Genomic DNA, 20,504 nt, shown 5'->3' on the forward strand with positions numbered 1-20,504 from the left:
TCCGTTGACCAAGAATTCGCGAAGCGGCCTTTTCGGCCGGGGATACCGACGCGCAGGCAACGATCGTCGGATCGTCAGCAGGGCGATTTTTAAACCAGACCCTCTCAGGTCAGTCCGTCGCGTCCCATGGCCAGGAATTTCTCCCGCCGCTGGGCGACCAGCACGGCGGGTTCGCGCGCCAGAAGCGCGGGAAGGTCGGCCGCGATCGCATCGCCGACCGATCGGATCGCCGCCGCCGGATCGCGCTGCGCCCCACCCAGCGGTTCGGGGATGATACGGTCGATCAGGCCCAGTTGCAGCAGGTCCTGGGCCGTCAGCTTCAGCGCATCGGCGGCGCTCGTCGCCTGCTTGGGATCGCGCCACAGGATCGACGCACAGGCCTCGGGCGAAATGACCGAGTAGATCGCATGCTCCAGCATCATGACCCGGTCGCCGGCCCCCAGCGCCACCGCACCGCCGGAACCGCCCTCGCCGATCACGGTGGCGATCACCGGGACGGGCGCGGACAGACAGACATCGATGGAACGGGCGATGGCCTCGGCCTGGCCGCGCGCCTCGGCATCGATCCCGGGCCATGCGCCGGACGTGTCGATGAAGGTCAGGATCGGCATGCCGAACCGGACCGCCAGCTTCATCAGGCGCTGGGCCTTGCGATAGCCCTCGGGCCGGGCCATGCCGAAATTATGCTGCAGACGGGTTTCCAGGTCCGAGCCGCGCTCGGTCCCGATCACGACGACCGGTTGGTCGCCGAACCGCCCGATACCGCCGATCACGGCCTTGTCCTCGGCGAACAGGCGGTCGCCGGCCAGCGGCGTGAAATCGTTCACCAGCGCATGGATGTAATCCACCGCGTGCGGGCGCTGGGCATGGCGGGCGACCTGCACCTTCTGCCATGGGGTCAGCTTGGCGTAGGCCGCACGAAGCTGCTTGTCCGACTTGTCGGTCAGCCGGGCGATTTCCTCGGCGATGTTGATTCCGTCGGGCCCGGACATCTTGCGAAGCTCGTCGATCTTGTTCTCAAGCTCGGCGACCGACTTTTCGAAATCTAGAAACTGGCGCATGCCGTGCGGATAGCACAGCCACATTTCCTGCCAAGCACCTTCCGCAGGGAAAGCGCCCCCCGGAACGGGTTTTACCGATAAATCACGCCGTTTCTTTCCCGGATGCGGCCCGACCCAGCGGATGGTGCGCCTCCATCGCCTGACGCAACCGTTCGGCCAGCACATGGGTATAGATCTGGGTGGTCGCGATGTCCGCGTGGCCCAGCAGGACCTGCAGCGCCCGCAGGTCGGCGCCGCGGGCCAGCATGTGCGTCGCGAAGGAGTGGCGCAGCACGTGGGGCGACAGCCGTTCGGGATCCAGGCCGGCGCGCAGCCCGACATCGTGCAGGATCCGGTCGAATCCCTGACGGGTCAGCGGCCGACGGGGATCGCGGCCGGGAAACAGGTAGGGACTGCCCAGCGCCCGGTCGTGGGCGGCCAGCGCCTCGGCCGCTCCGCGGGCGGCGGCGGACAGCGGCACGACTCGTTCCCGTCCCCCCTTGCCGCGCACCAGCAGCATCTGCGCCGCCCCCGCCAGACTGCGACGCGGCAGGGCCAGCAATTCGGAAATCCGCAGGCCGGAGGCGTAGAGCATCTCCAGCGCCGCGCGGGCGACCAGCCATCGGCGCGCTTCGGGCATTCCCGAATCCGTTCCGGGCGCGCAGGCCGCCAACAGGGCCTCGACCTCCGATTCGGACAGGAAACGTGGCAGGGGGGGGGCAAGGCGGGGGGCGTCGAGCAGGTCGGCCGGATTGTCCGGCCTTACCCCTTCGCGCGCCAGGAACAGATGAAACTGCTTCAGGCAGGACAGGCGCCGGGCCTGGGTCCTGGGCGACAGGCCCCCGCGGGCCAGACCCGCCATATAATCCCGCAGCAGGCCGGGATCTGCGTCATGGATGCCCCGGCCGCCCAGGCGCGCATGCGCGGCGAAATCGTCCAGATCCCGCGCATAGGCCTTCAGCGTATTCGGCGCGGCGCCCCGTTCGGCGGCCAACATCTCGAGAAACGCTTCGGCGTGCGCGCCGCTCACGGATGGGCGAAACGATCCGACGGAACGTCCTTGTGGACCGGCTGAACCGGGGCGGGCGGCGGGAACGCGCCCATGGAGACGAATCCCCCCGCCATCACAAGGACGACGACGCCCAGAAGAACCAATAGGATGCGCTGCATGACGGCCCCTCATAACGCGAAACACGCTCTCCGCCTGCGGCCGGAACCATTCGTCCACGAACCGACATGGCTTGCCGCCTTCGCTGTATGTTAGGTTGACGATCATGTCACGCCCGATCGACCCGCCTGCCCCACGTTTGCCTGCCGCCCCCCCCCTCGACGGCAGGGATGATCCGTTCTTCCCGATTGATCTGGATGCGGTGGAACATGCCGACCAGCATCGCGCCGAGGGCCCGACCCGGCGCAGCATCGTCCTGGTGGGCCTGATGGGGGCCGGCAAGACGACGATCGGGCGCAGGGTCGCGCAGAGGCTGGGCATGCCTTTCGTCGACGCGGACGTGGAGATCGAGCGCGCGGCCGGCTGCTCCATCGCCGACCTGTTCGCCAATTATGGCGAGGCGGAATTCCGCAAGGGCGAGCAGCGGGTCATCCGGCGGATCCTCGACGGTCATCCGCTGGTCCTGGCGACCGGCGGGGGCGCCTTCATGGACCCCGCCACCCGCGCCGTCATCCGCGAGCACGCGACGTCGGTGTGGCTGCGCTGCGACCTGCCAGTCCTGGTCCGTCGCGTGCAGGGGCGCACCCATCGCCCCCTGCTGAACCAGGGCAACCCGCGCGAAATTCTCGCCGGACTCATGGAAATCCGGCATCCGGTCTATGCCGAAGCCGACCTTATCGTGGATTGTGGAGACGAGAACGTGGACCAAAGCGCCGGCAACGTCATCAGCGCCCTGACCCTGGCGCAGCAGCCGCGGATCGTCCCGGTCAGGCTGGAACGCTGGCAGTACGACGTCACCATCGGTGCGGACCTTATCCGGCATGCCGGCATGCTTCTGACCCCCGTCCTGCGGCAGAAGCGCGTGGTGATCGTCACGGACGACACCGTCGCGGGTCTGCACCTTCCCCGCCTGCTGGAGGGACTGGCCGAAGCCGGGATTCACGCCGACACGATCACCGTCCCCCCCGGCGAGGGATCGAAGACGATTACGGAATACGAACGCGTGACGAACACCCTGCTGGAGCTGGCGGTGGAACGCGGAACCACGGTCATCGCCCTGGGCGGCGGCGTGGTCGGCGACCTGGCCGGATTCGCGGCGGCGACGACCCTGCGCGGTCTGCCGTTCGCGCAGATCCCGACCACCCTGCTGTCGCAGGTCGATTCGTCCGTGGGCGGCAAGACGGGCATCAATACCCCGTTCGGCAAGAATCTGCTGGGTGCTTTCCACCAGCCCGTCGCGGTCCTGGCCGATACGTCGGCCCTGGCGACCCTGCCGCTGCGCGAAATCCGCGCGGGCTATGCAGAAATCGTCAAGGCCGGCCTGATCGGCGACGCCGCCCTGTTCGATTGGTGCGAGGCCCATGGACAGGCGGTCCTGGACGGCGACCCCGACACCCAGGCCGAGGCCGTCCGCCTGGCCTGCGCCTTCAAGGCCCGAATCGTCGGAGATGACGAACGCGAGGAAAAGAAGTCCGACGGCCGCGCCCTTCTGAACCTGGGCCACACGTTCGGTCACGCGCTGGAGGCCGAGCTGGGCTATGACGGACGCCTGCTGCATGGCGAAGCGGTATCGATCGGCCTGCGCCTGGCCTTCCTGACCTCGGTCCGCATGGGGTTCTGTACCCAGGCCGACCTCGACCGTATCACCACTCATCTGGACCGGCTGGGCATGCCTGCGCGGATATCCGACCTTGGACATGTGTTTTCGGCCGAAACATTGATCGGACACATGCAGCGGGACAAGAAGATGCGCGACGGACGCCTGTCCTTCGTCCTGGCCCGCGGGATCGGGCACGCATTCACCTGCCGCGACGTCCCCGACGACCTTGTCCGGGAGGTTCTGATCACGGAATCGTGTGCTCCTTAGCACGCCTCCCTGTGGCGGCTGGAACACATGTGTCTTCATTACTTCACGCCATGCGACATCTCCGCAATACTCGTTCCCCCAATCGTTCGGGTTTCGAGGTATCGGAGGCGAAACGGACCTCTTCCGATCCATAATCGTCCCGGAACAAACTGTTGCTTTTTCAACACGCAGCATAATGGTAATGGCTGCTCTGCCAACGGATGGGTTCCTAATCCGGAACCGAAAGATCTATAGGGGGTTAAGCATCACGCTGAGGCTGACCGTCTATGGTTTGACGGTCGCTCGAACGGATGATCAAGAGGACGAAAATAATGCGTCTCCGCACGGCATTACTCGCCACCACGCTGATGGCAGCTGCACCTGTCGCCGCAAACGCCACCATCATTACTGGTCCGTATGTGGATCTGGGCGCCGGCTACAACCTGGTGCAGAGCCAGCATGGCCACTTCTCCAACGATCCGGTGGCTGGACAGTCCAGCTCGTCGACGCTGCGCCACCATGACGGCTACACCGGCTTCGGCGCCGTCGGCTGGGGCTTCGGCAACGGCCTGCGCGCCGAGGTCGAGGGCGTCTACAACTATTCGCAGATCAACCACCGTGGCGGCACCGCCACGCCCGGTTCGACCAACGGCAGCGACCAGTCCTATGGCGGGCTTGTCAACGTCCTGTACGACATCGACCTGAAGCAGTTCGGGGTGGATGTACCCATCACGCCGTTCGTCGGTGTCGGTGCCGGTTATCTGTGGCAGCATTACAACCCGACCACCACGAACTACGTGAACGGCGCCACGACCCGCCTGGGCGGCACGAACGGTGGCTTTGCCTACCAGGGCATCGTCGGTGCGGCCTATGACGTCCCGAACGTCCCCGGCCTGCAGATCACGGCCCAGTACCGCATGATCGGCCAGACGTTCAGCTCGGGCTCCTACAACCAGACGTCGTATGGCGCGGGTGGCCGTCGCACGGGCAACGTGAACTTCGACGACCGCTTCAACCACCAGTTCATCCTGGGTCTGCGTTACGCGTTCAACACGGCCCCGCCGCCGCCGCCGCCGGCCCCGGTTGTCGTGCCGCCCGCCCCGACGCCGGCCCGTACCTACCTGGTGTTCTTCGACTGGGATCGTTCGGACCTGACGGCCCGCGCGCGTGAAATCGTGGCCGAGGCCGCCCAGGCTTCCACCCACGTCCAGACGACCCGCATCGAGGTCAACGGCTACACCGACAACTCCGCCGCCCATCCGGGCGCGCGTGGTGAGAAGTACAACATGGGTCTGTCCGTCCGCCGCGCCCAGAGCGTGAAGGCCGAACTGATCCGTGACGGCGTGCCGGCCAACGCGATCGACATCCATGGCTATGGCGAGCAGCATCCGCTGGTCCCGACGGGTCCCAACACCCGCGAGCCGCAGAACCGTCGCGTCGAGATCATCCTGCACTGATCTCCGTCGCGCCCGTTCGGGAACGAAAAAAAGGGGATGCCTTCGGGCGTCCCCTTTTTTTGTCCATAATTCTCGTGTCGTTAACAGACTGCGTTTGAAAACGGGTATGTCGCGCGGGCGTCGAATCGTCGGCAGACCCATCCTGAAAGCAGCTTCTCGGTTCCGTTCCACATCAGCAGGGTTCCCGTCTTGTCCGACCCTCCATCCAGCCATGTCGCAAGCGAACCGGTGCCCCGCGCGATCGCGTCACCGGATTCGCGAACGCGCATCGCCCAGTTCCTGAAATTCGGAATCGTGGGTGGCTTCGGCCTGATGTGGGATACCCTGACGCTCTATGCCAGCCGTCCGATCCTGGGGCTGGCGGGGGCGACGCTGGTGGCCTATTTCGTCGCCGCGACGATGAACTGGCTGATGAACCGGCACTGGACGTTCCGCCACGTGCGGCACGCGGACGGGACGCTGGTCCAGTGGTTCCGGTTCCTGATGGCGAATTCCTGCGGGTTCGCCCTGAACCGGGGCACGGTCTTTACCCTGTTCGTAACGGTGCCGCTGTGCCGGGCCATACCCTTTCTGGCGTTGGCGGCAGGCTCGCTTGCGGGGATGTTCGCCAATTTCAACCTCAGCCGGCGCCTGGTGTTTCGCCACCAGGCCACCGACCTGGCACCGTATCACAGCGGGCCGGACTGTCCCGCCAGCCAGAACGCCGCCTCCAGCCTGACGGACGTGCGAAATTCGGATAGCAGCATCGGATAGCGGGCGTCCGCCCCGTAACGCGCGCCCAGCGTATCCAGGGTGCGGATTCCGGCCTCGACGAAGCCGGTGAATTTTTCACCGCTATAAAGCGCGATCCACGGCCAGTAGGGATTGCCCTCGCGCCGGGTCGCGGGGTCGGCATGCAATCGCGCGCCGATCTCGCCATATCCGATCAGGCACGGCGCCAACGTCACGATCAGGTCCAGCAGGTCGCCGGTCTGTGCCCGATCGAGGATGAAGCGCGTATAGGCGAGCAGTTCCAGCGATTCCGGCTGGCCCTGCATGTCGGCCTCGGTCAGGCCCCACGACGCGCAATAGGCGATATGCAGCGCCAGTTCGGTATCCAGCAGTCCGGTCACGATGGCCGAGGCGCTGCGCATGTCCTCCAGGGTGGCGCCCTTGTAGATGGCCAGGGCATAGGCGCGTGCATACTGGATCAGATACAGGTAATCCTGCACCAGGAAGCGCCGGAACTCCTCCTCCGGCAGGGTGCCGTCCGCCAGGCTGCGCACGAAGGGGTGATGAATGAACCGGTCCCAGTCCCCGGCGCTGTCGCGCCGCAGCCGGCCCGCCAGCCCCTGTGCCAGTACGGGCCAATGCCGTTCCGCCGTCCATGTCATGATCGTCTTCCTCCATATTCTTGACCGGCGCGCGCCCGGCCGGGCGGCCGATTCGACCGCCGCGCGCGGCTCTACTCTTCCTGCGGCGCGCGCCCTGCGCTAGGTGAAGGGGACCGAGGTCTCCGATTTCCTCCATTACAGGATCGTCTGTCTCCCGCCATGTCCACAACCAACGATATCCGCGCGGCTTTTCTCGACTATTTCGCGGCGAACGGTCATCAGATCGTTCCCTCGTCCTCTCTTGTGCCGCGGAACGACCCGACCCTGCTGTTCACCAATGCGGGAATGGTCCAGTTCAAGAACGTGTTTACCGGCCAGGAAACCCGACCCTATGCGCGCGCCACGACCGCGCAGAAGGTCGTGCGGGCCGGCGGGAAGCATAACGACCTGGACAACGTCGGCTACACTGCCCGCCATCACACGTTCTTCGAGATGATGGGCAATTTCTCATTCGGGGATTATTTCAAGCCCGAGGCGATCGAGTATGCCTGGACGCTGATTACCCGCAATTTCGGCCTGTCGCGCGACAGGCTTCTGATCACCGTCTATGCCGACGACGAGGAAGCCGCGGCCCTGTGGCGCAAGATCGCCGGCCTGCCCGACGATCGGATCATCCGCATCGGAACATCGGACAATTTCTGGCGCATGGGCGACACCGGCCCCTGTGGCCCGTGCTCCGAGATCTTCTATGACCATGGACCCGACGTTCCCGGCGGCCCCCCTGGCTCGCCCGACGAGGATGGCGACCGGTTCGTCGAGATCTGGAACCTGGTGTTCATGCAGTTCTTCGAGGATCCGCCGGGTGTGCGCTCCCCCCTGCCCCGCCCGTCGATCGACACCGGCATGGGGCTGGAACGCTTCGCCGCGATCATGCAGGGCAAGCGCGACAATTACGACACGGATACCTTCCGCGCGCTGATTCTGGCCTCGGCCGAGGCGACGGGACAGGATCCGGACGGGCCGTTCCGCTCCAGCCATCGGGTAGTCGCCGACCATCTGCGCTCCACCTCGTTCCTGATCGCCGACGGCGTACTGCCCGCCAAGGACGGCCGCGGCTACGTCCTGCGTCGCATCATGCGCCGGGCCATGCGCCACCTGCACATGATGGGTACCCGCGAAACGGTGTTCCACAAGCTGGTGCCCACGCTGGTGCGCCAGATGGGCGCCGCCTACCCCGAACTGGTGCAGGCCGAGGCCCTGATCCGCGAAACGATGCGCGGCGAGGAGGAACGGTTCAAGGCGATGCTCGATCGCGGGCTGGCGCTGCTGGCCGACGAAACCGCGCATCTGGGCGATGGCCAGCCCCTGCCGGGCGAGGTGGCGTTCAAGCTGTACGACACGTTCGGATTCCCGCTGGACCTGACGCAGGATGCCCTGCGCGGCAGCAGCCATGCGGTCGATGTCGCGGGCTTCGACCAGGCAATGCAGGTGCAGCGCGCGCGTGCGCGCGCCGCCTGGTCCGGTTCGGGCGACACCGCGACCGAAACCGTGTGGTTCGAGCCCCGTGACCGCTTCGGCGCCAGCGAATTCCTTGGCTACACCACCGAACAGGCGGACGCCGAGATCCAGGCCATCGTCAGCGGCGGCCTGTCGGTGACCGAGGCCGGGCCGGGCGCCGAGGTCGCGCTGCTGCTGAACCAGACGCCGTTCTATGGCGAAAGCGGCGGACAGGTGGGCGATACCGGCCTGATCACCGCACCAGGCCTGCGCATCGCCGTGACCGACACGCAGAAGCGCCTGGGCGACCTGCTGATCCATTACGGCACGGTGGTCGAGGGCACGGTCCGCGTCGGACAGGCCGTCACCGCCACCGTGGACCATGACCGCCGCAGCGCCATCCGCGCCCATCATTCGGCCACCCACCTGCTGCATGAGGCCCTGCGCCGCCGCCTGGGCACCCACGTCGCGCAGAAGGGCAGCCTGAATGCGCCGGATCGCCTGCGCTTCGACATCAGCCAGCCCCGGCCGATCACGCCCGAGGAAATCGCGGACATCGAGGCCGAGGTGAATGCCCGCATCCGCGAGAACAGCCCGGTCACCACCCGCCCGATGTCGCAGGAGGAGGCCGTCGCCCAAGGCGCCATGGCCCTGTTCGGCGAAAAATATGGCGACGAGGTCCGCGTGGTGTTCATGGGCGCCCCGGAGGACGATCGTCCCGCCTGGTCCATCGAACTGTGCGGCGGCACCCATGTCGGCCGCACGGGCGATATCGGCCTGTTCCGCATCACGTCGGAAGGCGGCGTATCCGCCGGTATCCGCCGGATCGAGGCCGTGACCGGCAAGGCGGCCGAACAGGCGGCCGTGGCAACCGAACAGCGCCTGGAGCAGATGGCCGCGATGCTGCGTGTCTCGGCGGCCGAGGCGCCGGAGCGACTGGCGGTGATCCTGGAAGAACGCAAGACGATGGAACGTCTTGTCTCCGACCTGCAGCGCAAGCTGGCCAGCGGCGGGGACGGCGCCACCGCGACCGAGACGATCGGCGGCGTGGGCCTGATCGCCCGCAATGTCGGCGACCTGCCGGCCCGGGAACTGAAACCACTGGCCGACGCCCTGCGCAAGCAGGTCGGATCCGGCGTCGTGGCGCTGGTCTCCACTGCCGATGGCAAGGGCAGCCTGGTCGTGGCGGTAACGGACGATCTGGCCGATCGCCTGGATGCGGTCGAGCTGGTCCGCCTGGCCAGCGCCGCCATGGGCGGCAAGGGCGGCGGCGGACGTCGCGACATGGCGCAGGCCGGCGGCCCCGACATCGCCCGGGCCGAAGCGGGCCTGGATGCCGTTCGCACCGCCCTCGGCACGCTCTCCGCGGCCTGACCCACCAACCCCGCCCCTCTTTCCGGGGGGGGGCGGGTGGTAACGGCCGCCTTTCAAATCACGTCGCATCACTGACATAGTATGTCCCGCGACCGATCTGGCGGAACTTCGTATTTCCGACATCCGTTAACGTGCTAGTCTTGAAAAACACGGATCATGCCGTCGCTCCACCAGTCGTGGAGGTCGAAGGGGCACGATTTTCACCTCGGAATACAGGAACACCCATGGCCGACACCAAAGCCAAGACGACACTGATCGAGCTTCTGCAGGGCGTGGAAAAATTCAATTCCGAGGTCTTCCCGCAGAACCGCGAGCTGTTCGCCGGGCTGGCCGGCCAGCAATCCCCGGACACGCTGTTCATCGCCTGTGCCGACAGCCGCGTGAATCCCAGCATGATCACGCAGACCCAGCCGGGCGACCTGTTCGTCCTGCGCAATATCGGCAACATCGTTCCCGCCTACGGCGAAATGCTGGGCGGCGTGTCGTCGGCCATCGAATATGCGGTTCTGGCGCTGGGCGTGTCGCACATCATTGTCTGCGGCCATTCCGATTGCGGGGCGATGAAGGCACTGCTGGACGACCCGGCCAAGCTGAGCAGGATGCCCACCGTGGCATCGTGGCTGCGCAATGCCGAGGCCGCGCGCGCGGTCGCCGGCGCATTGCAGGCCACCGATGCCGGCCCGGAATCCGTGCGGAGCCTGGCCGAGCAGAACGTCCTGCTGCAGATCGCGCATCTGCGCACGCATCCGGCGGTGGCGGCGGCCCTGGCACGCAACGAACTGATCCTCCAGGGCTGGTTCTACGACATCGCCAGCGGCGAGGTCGCTATCCTGGACGAGACCACCCGCCACACCATCCATGTCGACGAGGCCATCGCCCGCCTGCAGAACACGCCCGAGGCCCCAGCGCCGGCGGCGTAATCCGGACGGACAGTGCGCCGGCTTTTCCGCACCCGGCTTCTCTGTGCGGGGATCCTGGCGTTCTGCTCCGTTCCGGCGGCCCAGTCCCGGACGATCAAGATCTCAACCTGGAACCTGGACTGGCTGACCGATCGTCCGGCGGGCGACCCCGCCCTGCCCAGCGACGTGCGTCCGCGCGATCATGAGGATCTGCGCCGGCTTGCGGCCTATGCGACGCGTCTGGACGCGGATCTGGTCGGGTTCGAGGAAGTGGATTCCGCCGCGCTGGCAGCGCGGCTGTTCCCGCCGGGGCGCTACCGGATCGTGATGGCCGCCGACCATGTGGTGCAGCATAGCGGCCTGGCGGTCGCACCCGGCCTGACGATCCAGCGCCACCCCGACCTGACGGCACTGGACGTCTATCCCCCCGATGCGCCACACCATTTGCGCGCCGGCGTGGACGTCACGATCGGGGACGGCACGGCCATCCTCCGCATCCTGGTCGTCCATTTGAAGGCCGGGTGCCGCGACGCGCCGCCAGCCGACCGGCGGCCGGCCTGCCGGACCCTGGACCGGCAGATGGCCGTCCTGCGCGACTGGATCACGGAACGGCAGGACGAAGGCGTGCCGTTCGTGGTCATGGGCGATTTCAATCGCGAACTGACCCCGACCGATCCCTTCATGCGGGCGCTGCAGGATGACGGACCGCTAACCCTGGTGACGGCGGGACGGGCCTCCCCCTGCTGGGGCGGCGCGTATTTCATCGACCATCTGCTGCTGGGCAACCAGGCGCGGACCTGGCTGCACACCGACAGCCTGCGGGTCCTGACCTATGATGAACAGGACCCATCCCGCGCGCGGCACCTGTCCGACCATTGCCCGGTGTCGGTTCGCCTGGAGATGCCCTAAGGTCGGCACCGTGACGTCCCGCACGCCGGCAAGCTATCGTGGGCAGGGACGGAACGGGACCGGAAAGGACATCATCGGATGGAACAGCGACATCTCGGCCGTTCCGGCCTGAGCGTCTCGGCCGTCGGGCTGGGCTGCAACAATCTGGGCGGCCGCATCGACCTGGAGGCATCCCGCGCCGTGGTACATCAGGCTCTGGACAGCGGCATCACCCTGTTCGACGTGGCCGATGTCTATGGCCGGCGTGAAGCCCATTACGGCGCATCGGAAGAGGCGCTGGGCGCCATCCTGGGTCCGCGCCGCAACGATATCATGCTGGCGACGAAATTCGGCATGCCGATGGACGCCGAGGGCCGCAAGCAGGGCGCATCCCGCCGATATATCCGCGACGCCGTCGAGGCCAGCCTGCGGCGCCTGTGCACCGACCGAATCGATCTCTACCAGGTCCATACCCCGGACCCGGCAACCCCGATCGAGGAAACGCTGCGCGCGCTGGACGATTTGATCCGCGACGGCAAAATCCTGTATGCCGGCTGTTCCAATTTTCCCGCCTGGCAGGTCGCCGATGCGCAGCACGTGGCGCGGGCGGCCGGGGTCGCCGGTTTCATTTCCTGCCAGGACGAACTGTCGCTGCTGGCGCGCGATGCCGAGCGCGACCTGATCCCGGCGATGCGGCATTTCGGGCTGGGCCTGCTGCCCTATTTTCCGCTGGCCAGCGGTGTGCTGACCGGCAAATACCACCGCGACACCCCACCGCCCGAAGGCAGCCGCCTTGGCGCATGGACTCATTTGCGCGACCGCTACCTGACCGACAGGAACTGGACAGTGCTGGAAGGACTGGCCGTCGTCGCCGAAACGCATGGCCGGACCCTGACCGAACTCGCGTTCGGATGGCTGCTGGCCCACGACGTGGTGGGCTCGGTCATCGCCGGGGCCACCCGGCCCGCGCAGGTCCTGGCCAATGCCGCCGCCGCTGCCCGTCCCCTGTCGGCCGCCGAACTGGACGCGATCGCGGTCGTGCTGCCATCCCATGCCGTCTGAAGCGCCCCCCGTCCGATGGCCGTCCGTGGCCCTTCTGCCCGGCCTGACCGTGCAGACCGTACGGCCGATGCCGACCCTGCCGCCTGAAATCGATGCCCGGATCGAGGCGATCTGGCAAGCGCGCCTGGCCCTGCAGCCCCGCCTCTTCAATGGACGCGTCTTTACCGCCGAGCAGGTACGGGCCGGGCGCATCGCCGGACATTGGAGCGAATATCGCCGTGTCCTCGCCCAGATGACCCAGCCCGAACTGTTCAAGGTGCTGCGGCTGAACCCCCTGGCGGTCAATGGCGTACTGCACACCCCCGACGGCACGGTATTGGGCCGGCGCGAGGCCGGCAGCACCTATCTGGCAGGATGCTGGCACACTCCACCCGCCGGCAGCGTTGAATCCCGCCTGGGCGAGGACGATGTCGACCTCAACCGGCAGATCCTGGCGGAAGCCGAGGAAGAACTGGGCCTGCCACCCGCCCTGCTGACGGTTCACGGCCCCTTTCGCGCGGTACGCCACCCCGGCACCCGCATCGTCGATATCGGTATTCGCCTGAGCACGGACCTGCCTTTCGCCGACGTCCGTCACCACTGGAAGGAGACAGGCAATGGCGAGTACGACGCGCTCGCCGTCGTTCCCCGCGGCCGGGAGGCCGAATGGACGGCGCGGGCGGACCTGCTGCCCGGCGCACGCCTGTTCCTGATGTGATCAGGCCGGCCAGACGCCCGAATAATGGGCGGCATGCCAGCCGACGCCCAGCATGACGATCACGAACAGGACCGCCCCCATCAGCTGAAACACGTCCCTCAGTGGGGCCTGCTGCGGCGGAGTCACGATTTCAGGCATGCGCCCCCCTGAAAATCCTCAATATCCATTTCCTGCATACCCTTCGGACGAACGATACGAAAAGGCCGGAAAATACGATCTGCCGCCATGTGACGGGATCGTGTCCGGATCGTCCACCCTGACACAGGTGAAACGATCCTAAACTGGTTTTCACTGGCTGATGTCGAAATCGCGCGGACATACTGCGCACCCTGTTCATCGCCGTTGCAGGAGAATGGACGTGACCGTATCCCGACGCGCCTTCCAGACCTTCCTTGCCGGCATCGGCCTCTCCCTGACGGGTCATCAGGTCCATGCCGCCGGCCGAACCGGTGGGCATGACATCGAATCCTTCATGCTGCCCCGCAATGACTGGGTTCCGAACAACGACCACCTGCCGGTGCTGTACTATCGCAACGCGGTTGCCCTGCGCCCCGATGACCCGGCGGCGGGGTTCGAGGACCTCTTCACCGCGAACGGGTGGCCGCCCCGGTGGCGATGGGGTGTCTATACCTTCCACCATTATCATTCCACGGCGCATGAAGTCCTGGGCGTCGCCTCGGGTTCGGCCCGTCTGATGCTGGGCGGACCGGGGGGACGCATCGTCGACGTCAGCGCCGGGGACGTCGTTGTCCTGCCCGCCGGCACCGGACATCGCAATCTGGGCTCCGACGATGCGTTCCTGGTGGTCGGGGCCTATCCGCCCGGCCAGGATTTCGACCTGCAGCGCGGCGCCTTGCCGGCCGACGCCCTGGCGCGCATGAATCATGTTCCCTTCCCGGCCAGCGACCCGGTCGCCGGGGCCGACGGCTCCCTCCCCGCCCTGTGGCACCAGACCTGACGGACGAGATGACCGATACGATTTCACGCCTTCGACGCCGTACCCTGCTGGGCGGATTGTCTGCCCTTTTGATGCCCGTCGCAGCACGCGCCGACGCCCCCCTGCGGATCGGCACGATCGGCGCCGGGCATGTCGGCAGCACGCTGGGCGGCCTGTGGGTCCGGGCGGGACATCCAGTCATGTTCTCGGCCCGCGAGATCGCGGGGGCCCGGTCGGTCGCCACAGGACTGGGTCCGCTGGCCCAGGCCGGCACCCCGCAACAGGCGGCCCGATTCGGGGACGTCGTACTGCTGGCGGTTCCCTATGGTGCGCTGCCGGCGATCGGCGCCGCGCTGCATGCCGCGCTTGCCGGTAAAATCGTCATCGACGCCTGCAATCCCTACCCGTGGCGCGACGGGGACGTGGCGCGCCAGGCGCGCGAGCAGGGCGCGGGCGTCACCACCCAGTCCTTCTTTCCCGGCGCGCATGTCGTAAGGGCCTTCAATTCCGAGGACATGAGCACGATCGACGCCGAGGCGCACCGGACGCCGCCGCTGCTGGGGATTCCCTTCGCCGGTGACGATCCGGCCGCGACCCGCATCGTCGCGGGCCTGATCCGCGACGCGGGGTTCGATCCCGTCGCGGCCGGCCCCCTGTCGGCGGCCCGCCTGTTCCAGCCCGGTGCCCCGGGATTCGAGGCCGATTTGACGGCCCCGGAATTACGCCGCCGGCTGGGGCTGCCATCATGACGGCAGCCTGAAGAAGAAAGGCGCGATCGGGCCGATCCGATCGCGCCTCTGGCGGCGGTCTTCAGATCGTCGGCGGTCCTGACAGGATTTGCGACTGCCGCAGGGCCAGGCCGAACTGGATCCAGCCCACGCCCGCCGCGATCAGTTCCACCGCGATGAAGGTGCCGATCAGCCACAATCCCGACCACGGCAAGGTCAGGTACAGGCACGCCCCGACCAGCAGGCTGATCAGGCCGCCCCCCAGGACGAGCCACCATCCGTTCAGTTCGCGGTGGCGGGCCGCGATAATCATGCGCATGGTCCCCGACACGATCAGGCAGACCGACACGAATACCGTCAGCACGATGGACCCGCTGACCGGTTCCTTCATCAGCAGAACGCCGCCGGCGATGTAGAGCAGCCCGCCCAGCAGCGACAGGGCAAATCCGCCCCAGTCCCGCACGGCGAAGGCATGGAACAGTTGTGCCGCGCCGGCGATGACCAGCAGGAGGCCGATAATGATTGTGCTGGCCAGCGTGACGGAAATCGCATCGACCCATGCGACGATGCCCAGCGCGATGGAAACCAGTCCCAGCAGGACGAACAATCCCCAGCGTTGCGTGAACGGAGTGGCCATGGATCCCCCTTGTTTCCCTTGATGAACAGCCCGGACTATAGGGGACGACCGACCCGGGCGACATCGGCATTCGCGACGCATCCGCCATGCCGGCTGGCGGAAACCCGCGACGGGAACGAAGGCCCGCGATTGACATACGCGCCTGCTTGCGCCTATACGCCCCCGCATTGCCGGGAACGTGGACGAACCGGCCGGTGCCAGCACGGGTGTTGCTCCCCGGCGCCGGTAATACGGGTCGCGCCCGTCCTGTTCATGCGGAACAGGGCCTACCGGTGCAATATATGACGATGACGCGGCCCCAGGGTCGTCCATATGTCATGTCGAATATGGAAGACAGCGCGCGATGAGCAAGCGCCTCGAGAGCAAGTACAAAATCAATCGCCGCCTTGGCGTGAACCTGTGGGGCCGTGCAAAGTCCCCGGTCAACAAGCGCGAATACGGCCCCGGCCAGCATGGCCAGCGCCGCAAGCAGAAGCCGTCCGACTTCTCGGTGCAGCTGATGGCCAAGCAGAAGCTGAAGGGCTACTACGGCAACATCAGCGAGAAGCAGTTCCGCAAGTATTACGACGAGGCAGTCCGCCGCAAGGGCGACACCTCCGAGAACCTGATCGACCTGCTGGAGCGCCGGCTGGATGCGGTGGTCTATCGCCTCAAGTTCGCGATGACGCCGTTTGCCGCCCGCCAGTTCGTCAGCCATGGTCATATCACGGTCAACGGCCGCAAGGTGAACATCCCGTCCTACATCGTCCGTGACGACGACGTGATCGAGGTCCGCGAGAAGTCCAAGCAGCTCGCCATCATCCTCGACGCCTCGCAGAGCGGCGAGCGCGACGTTCCGGAATATATGGAAGTCGATCACCGCCAGATGAAGGGCCGCTTCCTGCGCGCGCCGAAGCTGTCGGACGTCCCCTACCCGGTCCAGATGGAACCGAACCTGGTCATCGAGTTCTACTCGCGCTGATCCCGGTCCGGAAACGGACAAACGTGGCGCCGGGCGCGGGGGAGACCCTCCGCGCCCGGCGTCCGTGTTTTTGGACCCCGCCGTCACCGCTGTATAAATGGACCTGCCCGTGAACGCCGAGCCCGCCACCGCCCTCGCCGCCACCATCTGCCGGGAGATCGCCCGGCGGCGGACGTTCGCCATCATCTCGCATCCCGACGCGGGCAAGACGACGCTGACCGAACGCATCCTGCGGGCGGGCGGCGCCATTCAGCTTGCGGGCAATGTCCGCGCCAAGGGCGAACGTCGCCGCACCCGGTCGGACTGGATGGGCATCGAGCGAGATCGCGGCATTTCGGTCGTGACCTCGGTCATGACGTTCGAATATGGCGGCTGTATCTTCAACCTGCTGGACACGCCGGGCCACGAGGATTTCTCGGAAGATACGTATCGTACCCTCACGGCGGTCGATTCCGCGGTCATGGTCATCGACGCCGCCAAGGGGATCGAGGACCGGACGCGCAAGCTGTTCGAGATCTGCCGCCTGCGCGACATTCCCATCGTGACCTTCATCAACAAGATGGACCGCGAGGCGCAGGATCCCTTCACCCTGCTGGACGAGATTTCCTCGGCGCTGGCACTGGACACCGCACCGGCGACATGGCCCGTGGGCCGGGCGGCGAATTTCGTCGGCACCTACGATCTGCGTTCGCGCAGCCTGCATGTCCCGACGCCCCTGGAGCAGTCCGACCCGCGCATGGTCCAACTGGGCGAAGACCTGGAGCTGGCCGAGGCCGCCCTGCCGGAATTCGATCGGGACAGCTTCAATGCCGGGCATCTGACCCCCGTCTTCTTCGGCAGCGCGATGAAGGAAATCGGCGTGACCGACCTGCTGGACGCGCTGGTGGCCTTCGGGCCGCCGCCCCGCGACCAGGCGACCGAAAGCCGCGTCGTGCGCGCCGACGAAACCGGCCTGACGGCGCTGGTTTTCAAGATCCAGGCCAACATGGACCCCAACCATCGCGACCGCATGGCGTTCGCGCGCATCTGCTCGGGCCGGCTGGAACGCGGGATGCGGCTGAAGCATGTGCGCATCGGCAAGCAGTTCGCCCTGCATACCCCGCAATTCTTCTTCGCCCGCGACCGGCAGCTGGCCGAGGAAGCCTTCGCCGGCGACGTGGTCGGCATTCCCAACCACGGCACGCTGCGCATCGGCGACACCCTGACCGAGGGCGAGGACCTGCGCTTTACCGGTGTGCCGTATTTCGCACCGGAAATCCTGCGCCGCGTCCGCCTGGACGACGCGATGAAGGCCAAGAAGCTGCGGCAGGCCCTGACCGAACTGGCCGAGGAAGGCGTAGTGCAGCTGTTTCGTCCGCAAGACGGCGCGCCGCCGATCGTGGGCGTTGTCGGCACGCTGCAGCTGGACGTGCTTCAGGCGCGGCTAGGCGGCGAGTACGGCGTTGCGATCGGTTTCGAATCAACGCCCTTTTCCCTGGCCCGCTGGGTCACCGGGGACCGGACGAAGCTGGATTTGTTCGCTGCCGCCAACCGATCCGCCATGGCCGACGACATCGATGGCGATCCGGTCCTGCTGGCCAGCTCCGCGTTCATGATGCGCCGGACGACCGAGATGAACCCCGACCTGGCATTCCACGATATCAAGCAGATTGGCGTCGAGACGCGATAACGGTCCGGCCCGGGTAACGAAGTGTAAGTGGCCGGTAAGATAGCGTTTCGTTCGCCTCTGGCCGGTTGTTCGACCCTGAATGCAGGCCGTAAGGGTGTCCTGGAAGCGGCGCACTGGCGCTGTTGCGGGGACCCCGAACATGGATATCGTCCAGCCACATTACGTATCGCATGATCGCGCGACCAAGGGGGTCGCCGAGCGTCTGGTGCGACCGCTGGGCCTGCGTCTGGTCGGCGACCTGCACGAACGCGCCGGGGATCTGGGCGTGCGCCTGCCGGCCGGCGCCAAGCGTAGGCGGCGCCTGGCCGCGATCCGACAGCGGGGCATCCTGTTTATCCATGTGCCGAAGAATGCCGGCACGTCGGTCTCGGTCGCGCTGTATGGGCGCGAACTGCGGCATGAAAGCATTCGTTCGTACCTGCACGCCGCGCCGGACCTGGTCCGCACCATGCCCAGCTTCGCGATTCTGCGTGATCCCGTCGAGCGTTTCATCTCCGCCTTCGGCTTTGCCCGATGCGGCGGCGGCCAGCACCGGCAGGTCGCCGCCCCGTTCCGGGCGCAATATATGAAGTTCAAATCGCTGGATGATGCGCTGACCCATGTCGAGCAGGCGCGAAGCCCCTACCAGATGGACCATTTCTTTCGTCCGCAATCCTGGTACGTGACCGACCGCGACGGTCGCGTGGCGGTCGATCACCTGATCCCCCTGCACGATCTCGGGCAGGCGGGTCGCCTCATCCCGGGCCTTGGGGACGTCCATTTCCCGTTCCTGAACGAAGGCCCCCGCCGGCGGCAGACCCCGACCTGCGAACAGGAACAGCGTATCCGCGACCTGTACCGATGCGATTACGACCTCATGGCCGGGACGCTGGCACGTCGGACGTAGCGGGACGCCGGGCGCCTGCCCATCGATCGCCCAGCGACCAGGCCGCCCGTCCCCCCAGCAGGACCGACACCGCGACCAGGGCGATGGCAATGCCGCTCCATAACCCGATGATGCCCATCGACCAGCGGAACGCCAGCCAGCTCGCCAGGGGGAAGCCCACCCCCCAGTAGCCGACGACCGCCAGCATCATCGGGACGAACGCGTCGCCGCGCCCCCGCAGCACGCCACCCAGCACCGCCTGCGTCCCGTCCGCGATCTGGAAGATGGCCGCCACCAGCAGGCCGGTCATCGCGATTCCGACGCTTTCCTGATTGGAGGCGACGGTCGGGTCCAGGTAGAAGGCCACGATCCGGGCACGGAACAGGTAGATCAGGCAGCCCACCGTCCCCATCACGGCCATGCCCGTCCCGACAGCGACCCGCGCCGCATGTCGCGCACGTGCCGATTGGCCCGCCCCTGTCCAGAAGGCGACACGGACATTCGCCGCCTGGCCCAGCGCCATGGTCGCCATATATGTCAGGGACGTCAGGCTCAGCACCACCTGGTGCGCCGCCAAGGCGTGTGTGCCGAACAGGGCGGCCTGCAGGCCCGTGACCTCGAACAGCATCATCTCGGCCCCCGCCGCCGCCATCATCGGCAGGCCGAGACGCAGCAGAAGCCGCATCATTCCCGGCCGGATGCGCCATGGCCATAGCACACCACGCAGATGCGGCCGTCCATGCACCGCGACCAGCAGGACGAATGCCGCCCCCCACATCGTCAGGACCGTCGCCAGCGCCGAACCCGTCAGGCCCAGGCGCGGCAGGCCCCACAGGCCATGGATCAGCGCGGCGTTCAGCAGGCCGTTGGCCAGGGCGACGACCGGCATCACCCGCAGCAGGATCCCCTGCGCGTCCAGCGCCGGCACGACGACATTGACGACGCCCGTTCCCAGCAGCGCCGGCGGCACCCCCCACATCAGGATATGCACGAACGCCGTCACCGGCCCGACGACCGAGTCCGGTTCATGCATCAGGCGCAGCAACGGCCCGGCCTGGACCAGGATGAACAGGCAGGGCGCGCACAGCAGCAGCGCCAGCACCAGCAGCATCGTATGGATGGGCGCGATGTCCGTCCTGTCGCCCCGTCCGACCGCCTGGGCGATCAGCACACCGCCCGCGCCCAGTGTCGCCTGCAGCATGGCGACGACGGTAAAGAACAGGGTGGTGGACAGGCCGCCGACCGCCAGCGCATCGGCGCCCAGCCCCCCCAGCAGGACGCTGTCCGTTACCCCCATGACCATCTGGGCGATCTGCGCCAAGGCGATCGGCCCCGCGATGCGCAGCAGCAGGCGTATTTCGGACGGAGGGGATACCGGGACATGCATGCCGGCATCCAGAGCAGATCGGGCGCCCGATGGCCAGATGAGCGATCCGAGGGATGACCGGGAATCGCCCCCTTCCCGC

Annotated in this window: 20 protein-coding genes; 13 read left to right on the top strand and 7 right to left on the bottom strand. The window is 66.9% G+C overall.

Annotated features, from left to right (window positions below; translation table 11 throughout):
• Positions 1 to 104: 104 nt before the first annotated feature.
• From HLH28_RS06565 to HLH28_RS06575, 3 genes are all read right to left on the bottom strand, one after another.
• Complete coding sequence (locus HLH28_RS06565; protein WP_182956880.1) at positions 105 to 1,061, bottom strand: acetyl-CoA carboxylase carboxyltransferase subunit alpha; 957 nt, start codon at positions 1,059 to 1,061, stop codon at positions 105 to 107.
• 82 nt (positions 1,062 to 1,143) lie between these two features.
• A complete protein-coding gene (locus HLH28_RS06570; RefSeq protein WP_182956388.1) occupies positions 1,144 to 2,070 on the bottom strand; it encodes a tyrosine recombinase in 927 nt (308 codons plus the stop codon).
• On the bottom strand, positions 2,067 to 2,210 hold the full coding sequence (locus tag HLH28_RS06575; RefSeq protein WP_182956391.1) for a hypothetical protein: 144 nt from the start codon (positions 2,208 to 2,210) through the stop codon (positions 2,067 to 2,069). The genes HLH28_RS06570 and HLH28_RS06575 overlap by 4 nt, the downstream gene beginning before the upstream one ends.
• A gap of 104 nt (positions 2,211 to 2,314) precedes the next feature.
• Between HLH28_RS06575 and aroB the strand changes: the two genes are divergently transcribed.
• From aroB to HLH28_RS06590, 3 genes are all read left to right on the top strand, one after another.
• Positions 2,315 to 4,075: a 3-dehydroquinate synthase gene (gene aroB, locus HLH28_RS06580; RefSeq protein WP_182956394.1), complete on the top strand. Its 1,761-nt coding sequence runs from the start codon at positions 2,315 to 2,317 to the stop codon at positions 4,073 to 4,075.
• A 311-nt stretch (positions 4,076 to 4,386) separates the two neighbouring features.
• The gene (locus tag HLH28_RS06585; protein ID WP_182956397.1) at positions 4,387 to 5,511 is read left to right on the top strand and encodes an OmpA family protein; all 1,125 of its coding nucleotides are present in this window, start codon (positions 4,387 to 4,389) and stop codon (positions 5,509 to 5,511) included.
• 189 nt (positions 5,512 to 5,700) lie between these two features.
• Positions 5,701 to 6,264, top strand: coding sequence for a GtrA family protein (locus HLH28_RS06590; protein ID WP_182956400.1), 564 nt, complete (start codon positions 5,701 to 5,703; stop codon positions 6,262 to 6,264).
• On the opposite strand, the gene tenA is transcribed toward HLH28_RS06590, so the two are convergent.
• Entirely contained in the window at positions 6,180 to 6,884 is a 705-nt protein-coding gene (gene tenA / locus HLH28_RS06595) for a thiaminase II (RefSeq protein WP_182956403.1), read from the bottom strand. The genes HLH28_RS06590 and tenA overlap by 85 nt on opposite strands.
• A gap of 159 nt (positions 6,885 to 7,043) precedes the next feature.
• Between tenA and alaS the strand changes: the two genes are divergently transcribed.
• The 5 genes from alaS to HLH28_RS06620 all read left to right on the top strand — a co-directional run bounded on the left by alaS (position 7,044) and on the right by HLH28_RS06620 (position 13,241).
• Complete coding sequence (gene alaS, locus HLH28_RS06600; protein ID WP_182956406.1) at positions 7,044 to 9,695, top strand: alanine--tRNA ligase; 2,652 nt, start codon at positions 7,044 to 7,046, stop codon at positions 9,693 to 9,695.
• A gap of 224 nt (positions 9,696 to 9,919) precedes the next feature.
• A complete protein-coding gene (locus HLH28_RS06605) occupies positions 9,920 to 10,615 on the top strand; it encodes a carbonic anhydrase (protein WP_182956409.1) in 696 nt (231 codons plus the stop codon).
• Between the two features lie 12 nt (positions 10,616 to 10,627).
• On the top strand, positions 10,628 to 11,503 hold the full coding sequence (locus HLH28_RS06610; RefSeq protein ID WP_408869823.1) for an endonuclease/exonuclease/phosphatase family protein: 876 nt from the start codon (positions 10,628 to 10,630) through the stop codon (positions 11,501 to 11,503).
• A 78-nt stretch (positions 11,504 to 11,581) separates the two neighbouring features.
• Positions 11,582 to 12,544 carry an aldo/keto reductase gene (locus HLH28_RS06615; RefSeq protein ID WP_182956411.1) on the top strand — a complete coding sequence of 321 codons (963 nt, stop codon included), beginning with the start codon at positions 11,582 to 11,584 and terminating at the stop codon, positions 12,542 to 12,544.
• 25 nt (positions 12,545 to 12,569) lie between these two features.
• A complete protein-coding gene (locus HLH28_RS06620; protein WP_182956414.1) occupies positions 12,570 to 13,241 on the top strand; it encodes an NUDIX hydrolase in 672 nt (223 codons plus the stop codon).
• Here HLH28_RS06620 and HLH28_RS06625 read toward each other — a convergent pair whose 3' ends face one another.
• Entirely contained in the window at positions 13,242 to 13,379 is a 138-nt protein-coding gene (locus tag HLH28_RS06625; RefSeq protein ID WP_182956417.1) for a hypothetical protein, read from the bottom strand.
• Between the two features lie 214 nt (positions 13,380 to 13,593).
• Between HLH28_RS06625 and HLH28_RS06630 the strand changes: the two genes are divergently transcribed.
• Complete coding sequence (locus tag HLH28_RS06630) at positions 13,594 to 14,199, top strand: cupin domain-containing protein (protein ID WP_182956420.1); 606 nt, start codon at positions 13,594 to 13,596, stop codon at positions 14,197 to 14,199.
• A gap of 71 nt (positions 14,200 to 14,270) precedes the next feature.
• Positions 14,271 to 14,927: an NADPH-dependent F420 reductase gene (locus tag HLH28_RS06635; protein WP_246395732.1), complete on the top strand. Its 657-nt coding sequence runs from the start codon at positions 14,271 to 14,273 to the stop codon at positions 14,925 to 14,927.
• A gap of 61 nt (positions 14,928 to 14,988) precedes the next feature.
• On the opposite strand, the gene HLH28_RS06640 is transcribed toward HLH28_RS06635, so the two are convergent.
• The gene (locus HLH28_RS06640; protein WP_182956426.1) at positions 14,989 to 15,543 is read right to left on the bottom strand and encodes an HdeD family acid-resistance protein; all 555 of its coding nucleotides are present in this window, start codon (positions 15,541 to 15,543) and stop codon (positions 14,989 to 14,991) included.
• Positions 15,544 to 15,886: 343 nt separating this feature from the next.
• On the opposite strand from HLH28_RS06640, the gene rpsD reads away from it, so the two are divergent.
• From rpsD to HLH28_RS06655, 3 genes are all read left to right on the top strand, one after another.
• Positions 15,887 to 16,504, top strand: a complete 618-nt coding sequence (rpsD, locus tag HLH28_RS06645; RefSeq protein WP_182940289.1) for a 30S ribosomal protein S4 — start codon at positions 15,887 to 15,889, stop codon at positions 16,502 to 16,504.
• 97 nt (positions 16,505 to 16,601) lie between these two features.
• Complete coding sequence (locus HLH28_RS06650) at positions 16,602 to 18,173, top strand: peptide chain release factor 3 (protein WP_182956429.1); 1,572 nt, start codon at positions 16,602 to 16,604, stop codon at positions 18,171 to 18,173.
• A 139-nt stretch (positions 18,174 to 18,312) separates the two neighbouring features.
• Entirely contained in the window at positions 18,313 to 19,059 is a 747-nt protein-coding gene (locus HLH28_RS06655; protein ID WP_182956432.1) for a sulfotransferase family 2 domain-containing protein, read from the top strand.
• On the opposite strand, the gene HLH28_RS06660 is transcribed toward HLH28_RS06655, so the two are convergent.
• Positions 19,028 to 20,425: an MATE family efflux transporter gene (locus HLH28_RS06660; protein ID WP_182956435.1), complete on the bottom strand. Its 1,398-nt coding sequence runs from the start codon at positions 20,423 to 20,425 to the stop codon at positions 19,028 to 19,030. The genes HLH28_RS06655 and HLH28_RS06660 overlap by 32 nt on opposite strands.
• Between the last annotated feature and the right edge of the window lie 79 nt (positions 20,426 to 20,504).

Origin of the sequence: Gluconacetobacter tumulisoli (genome assembly GCF_014174155.1) — a bacterium.
GTDB classification, from domain to species: Bacteria; Pseudomonadota; Alphaproteobacteria; order Acetobacterales; family Acetobacteraceae; genus Gluconacetobacter; species Gluconacetobacter tumulisoli.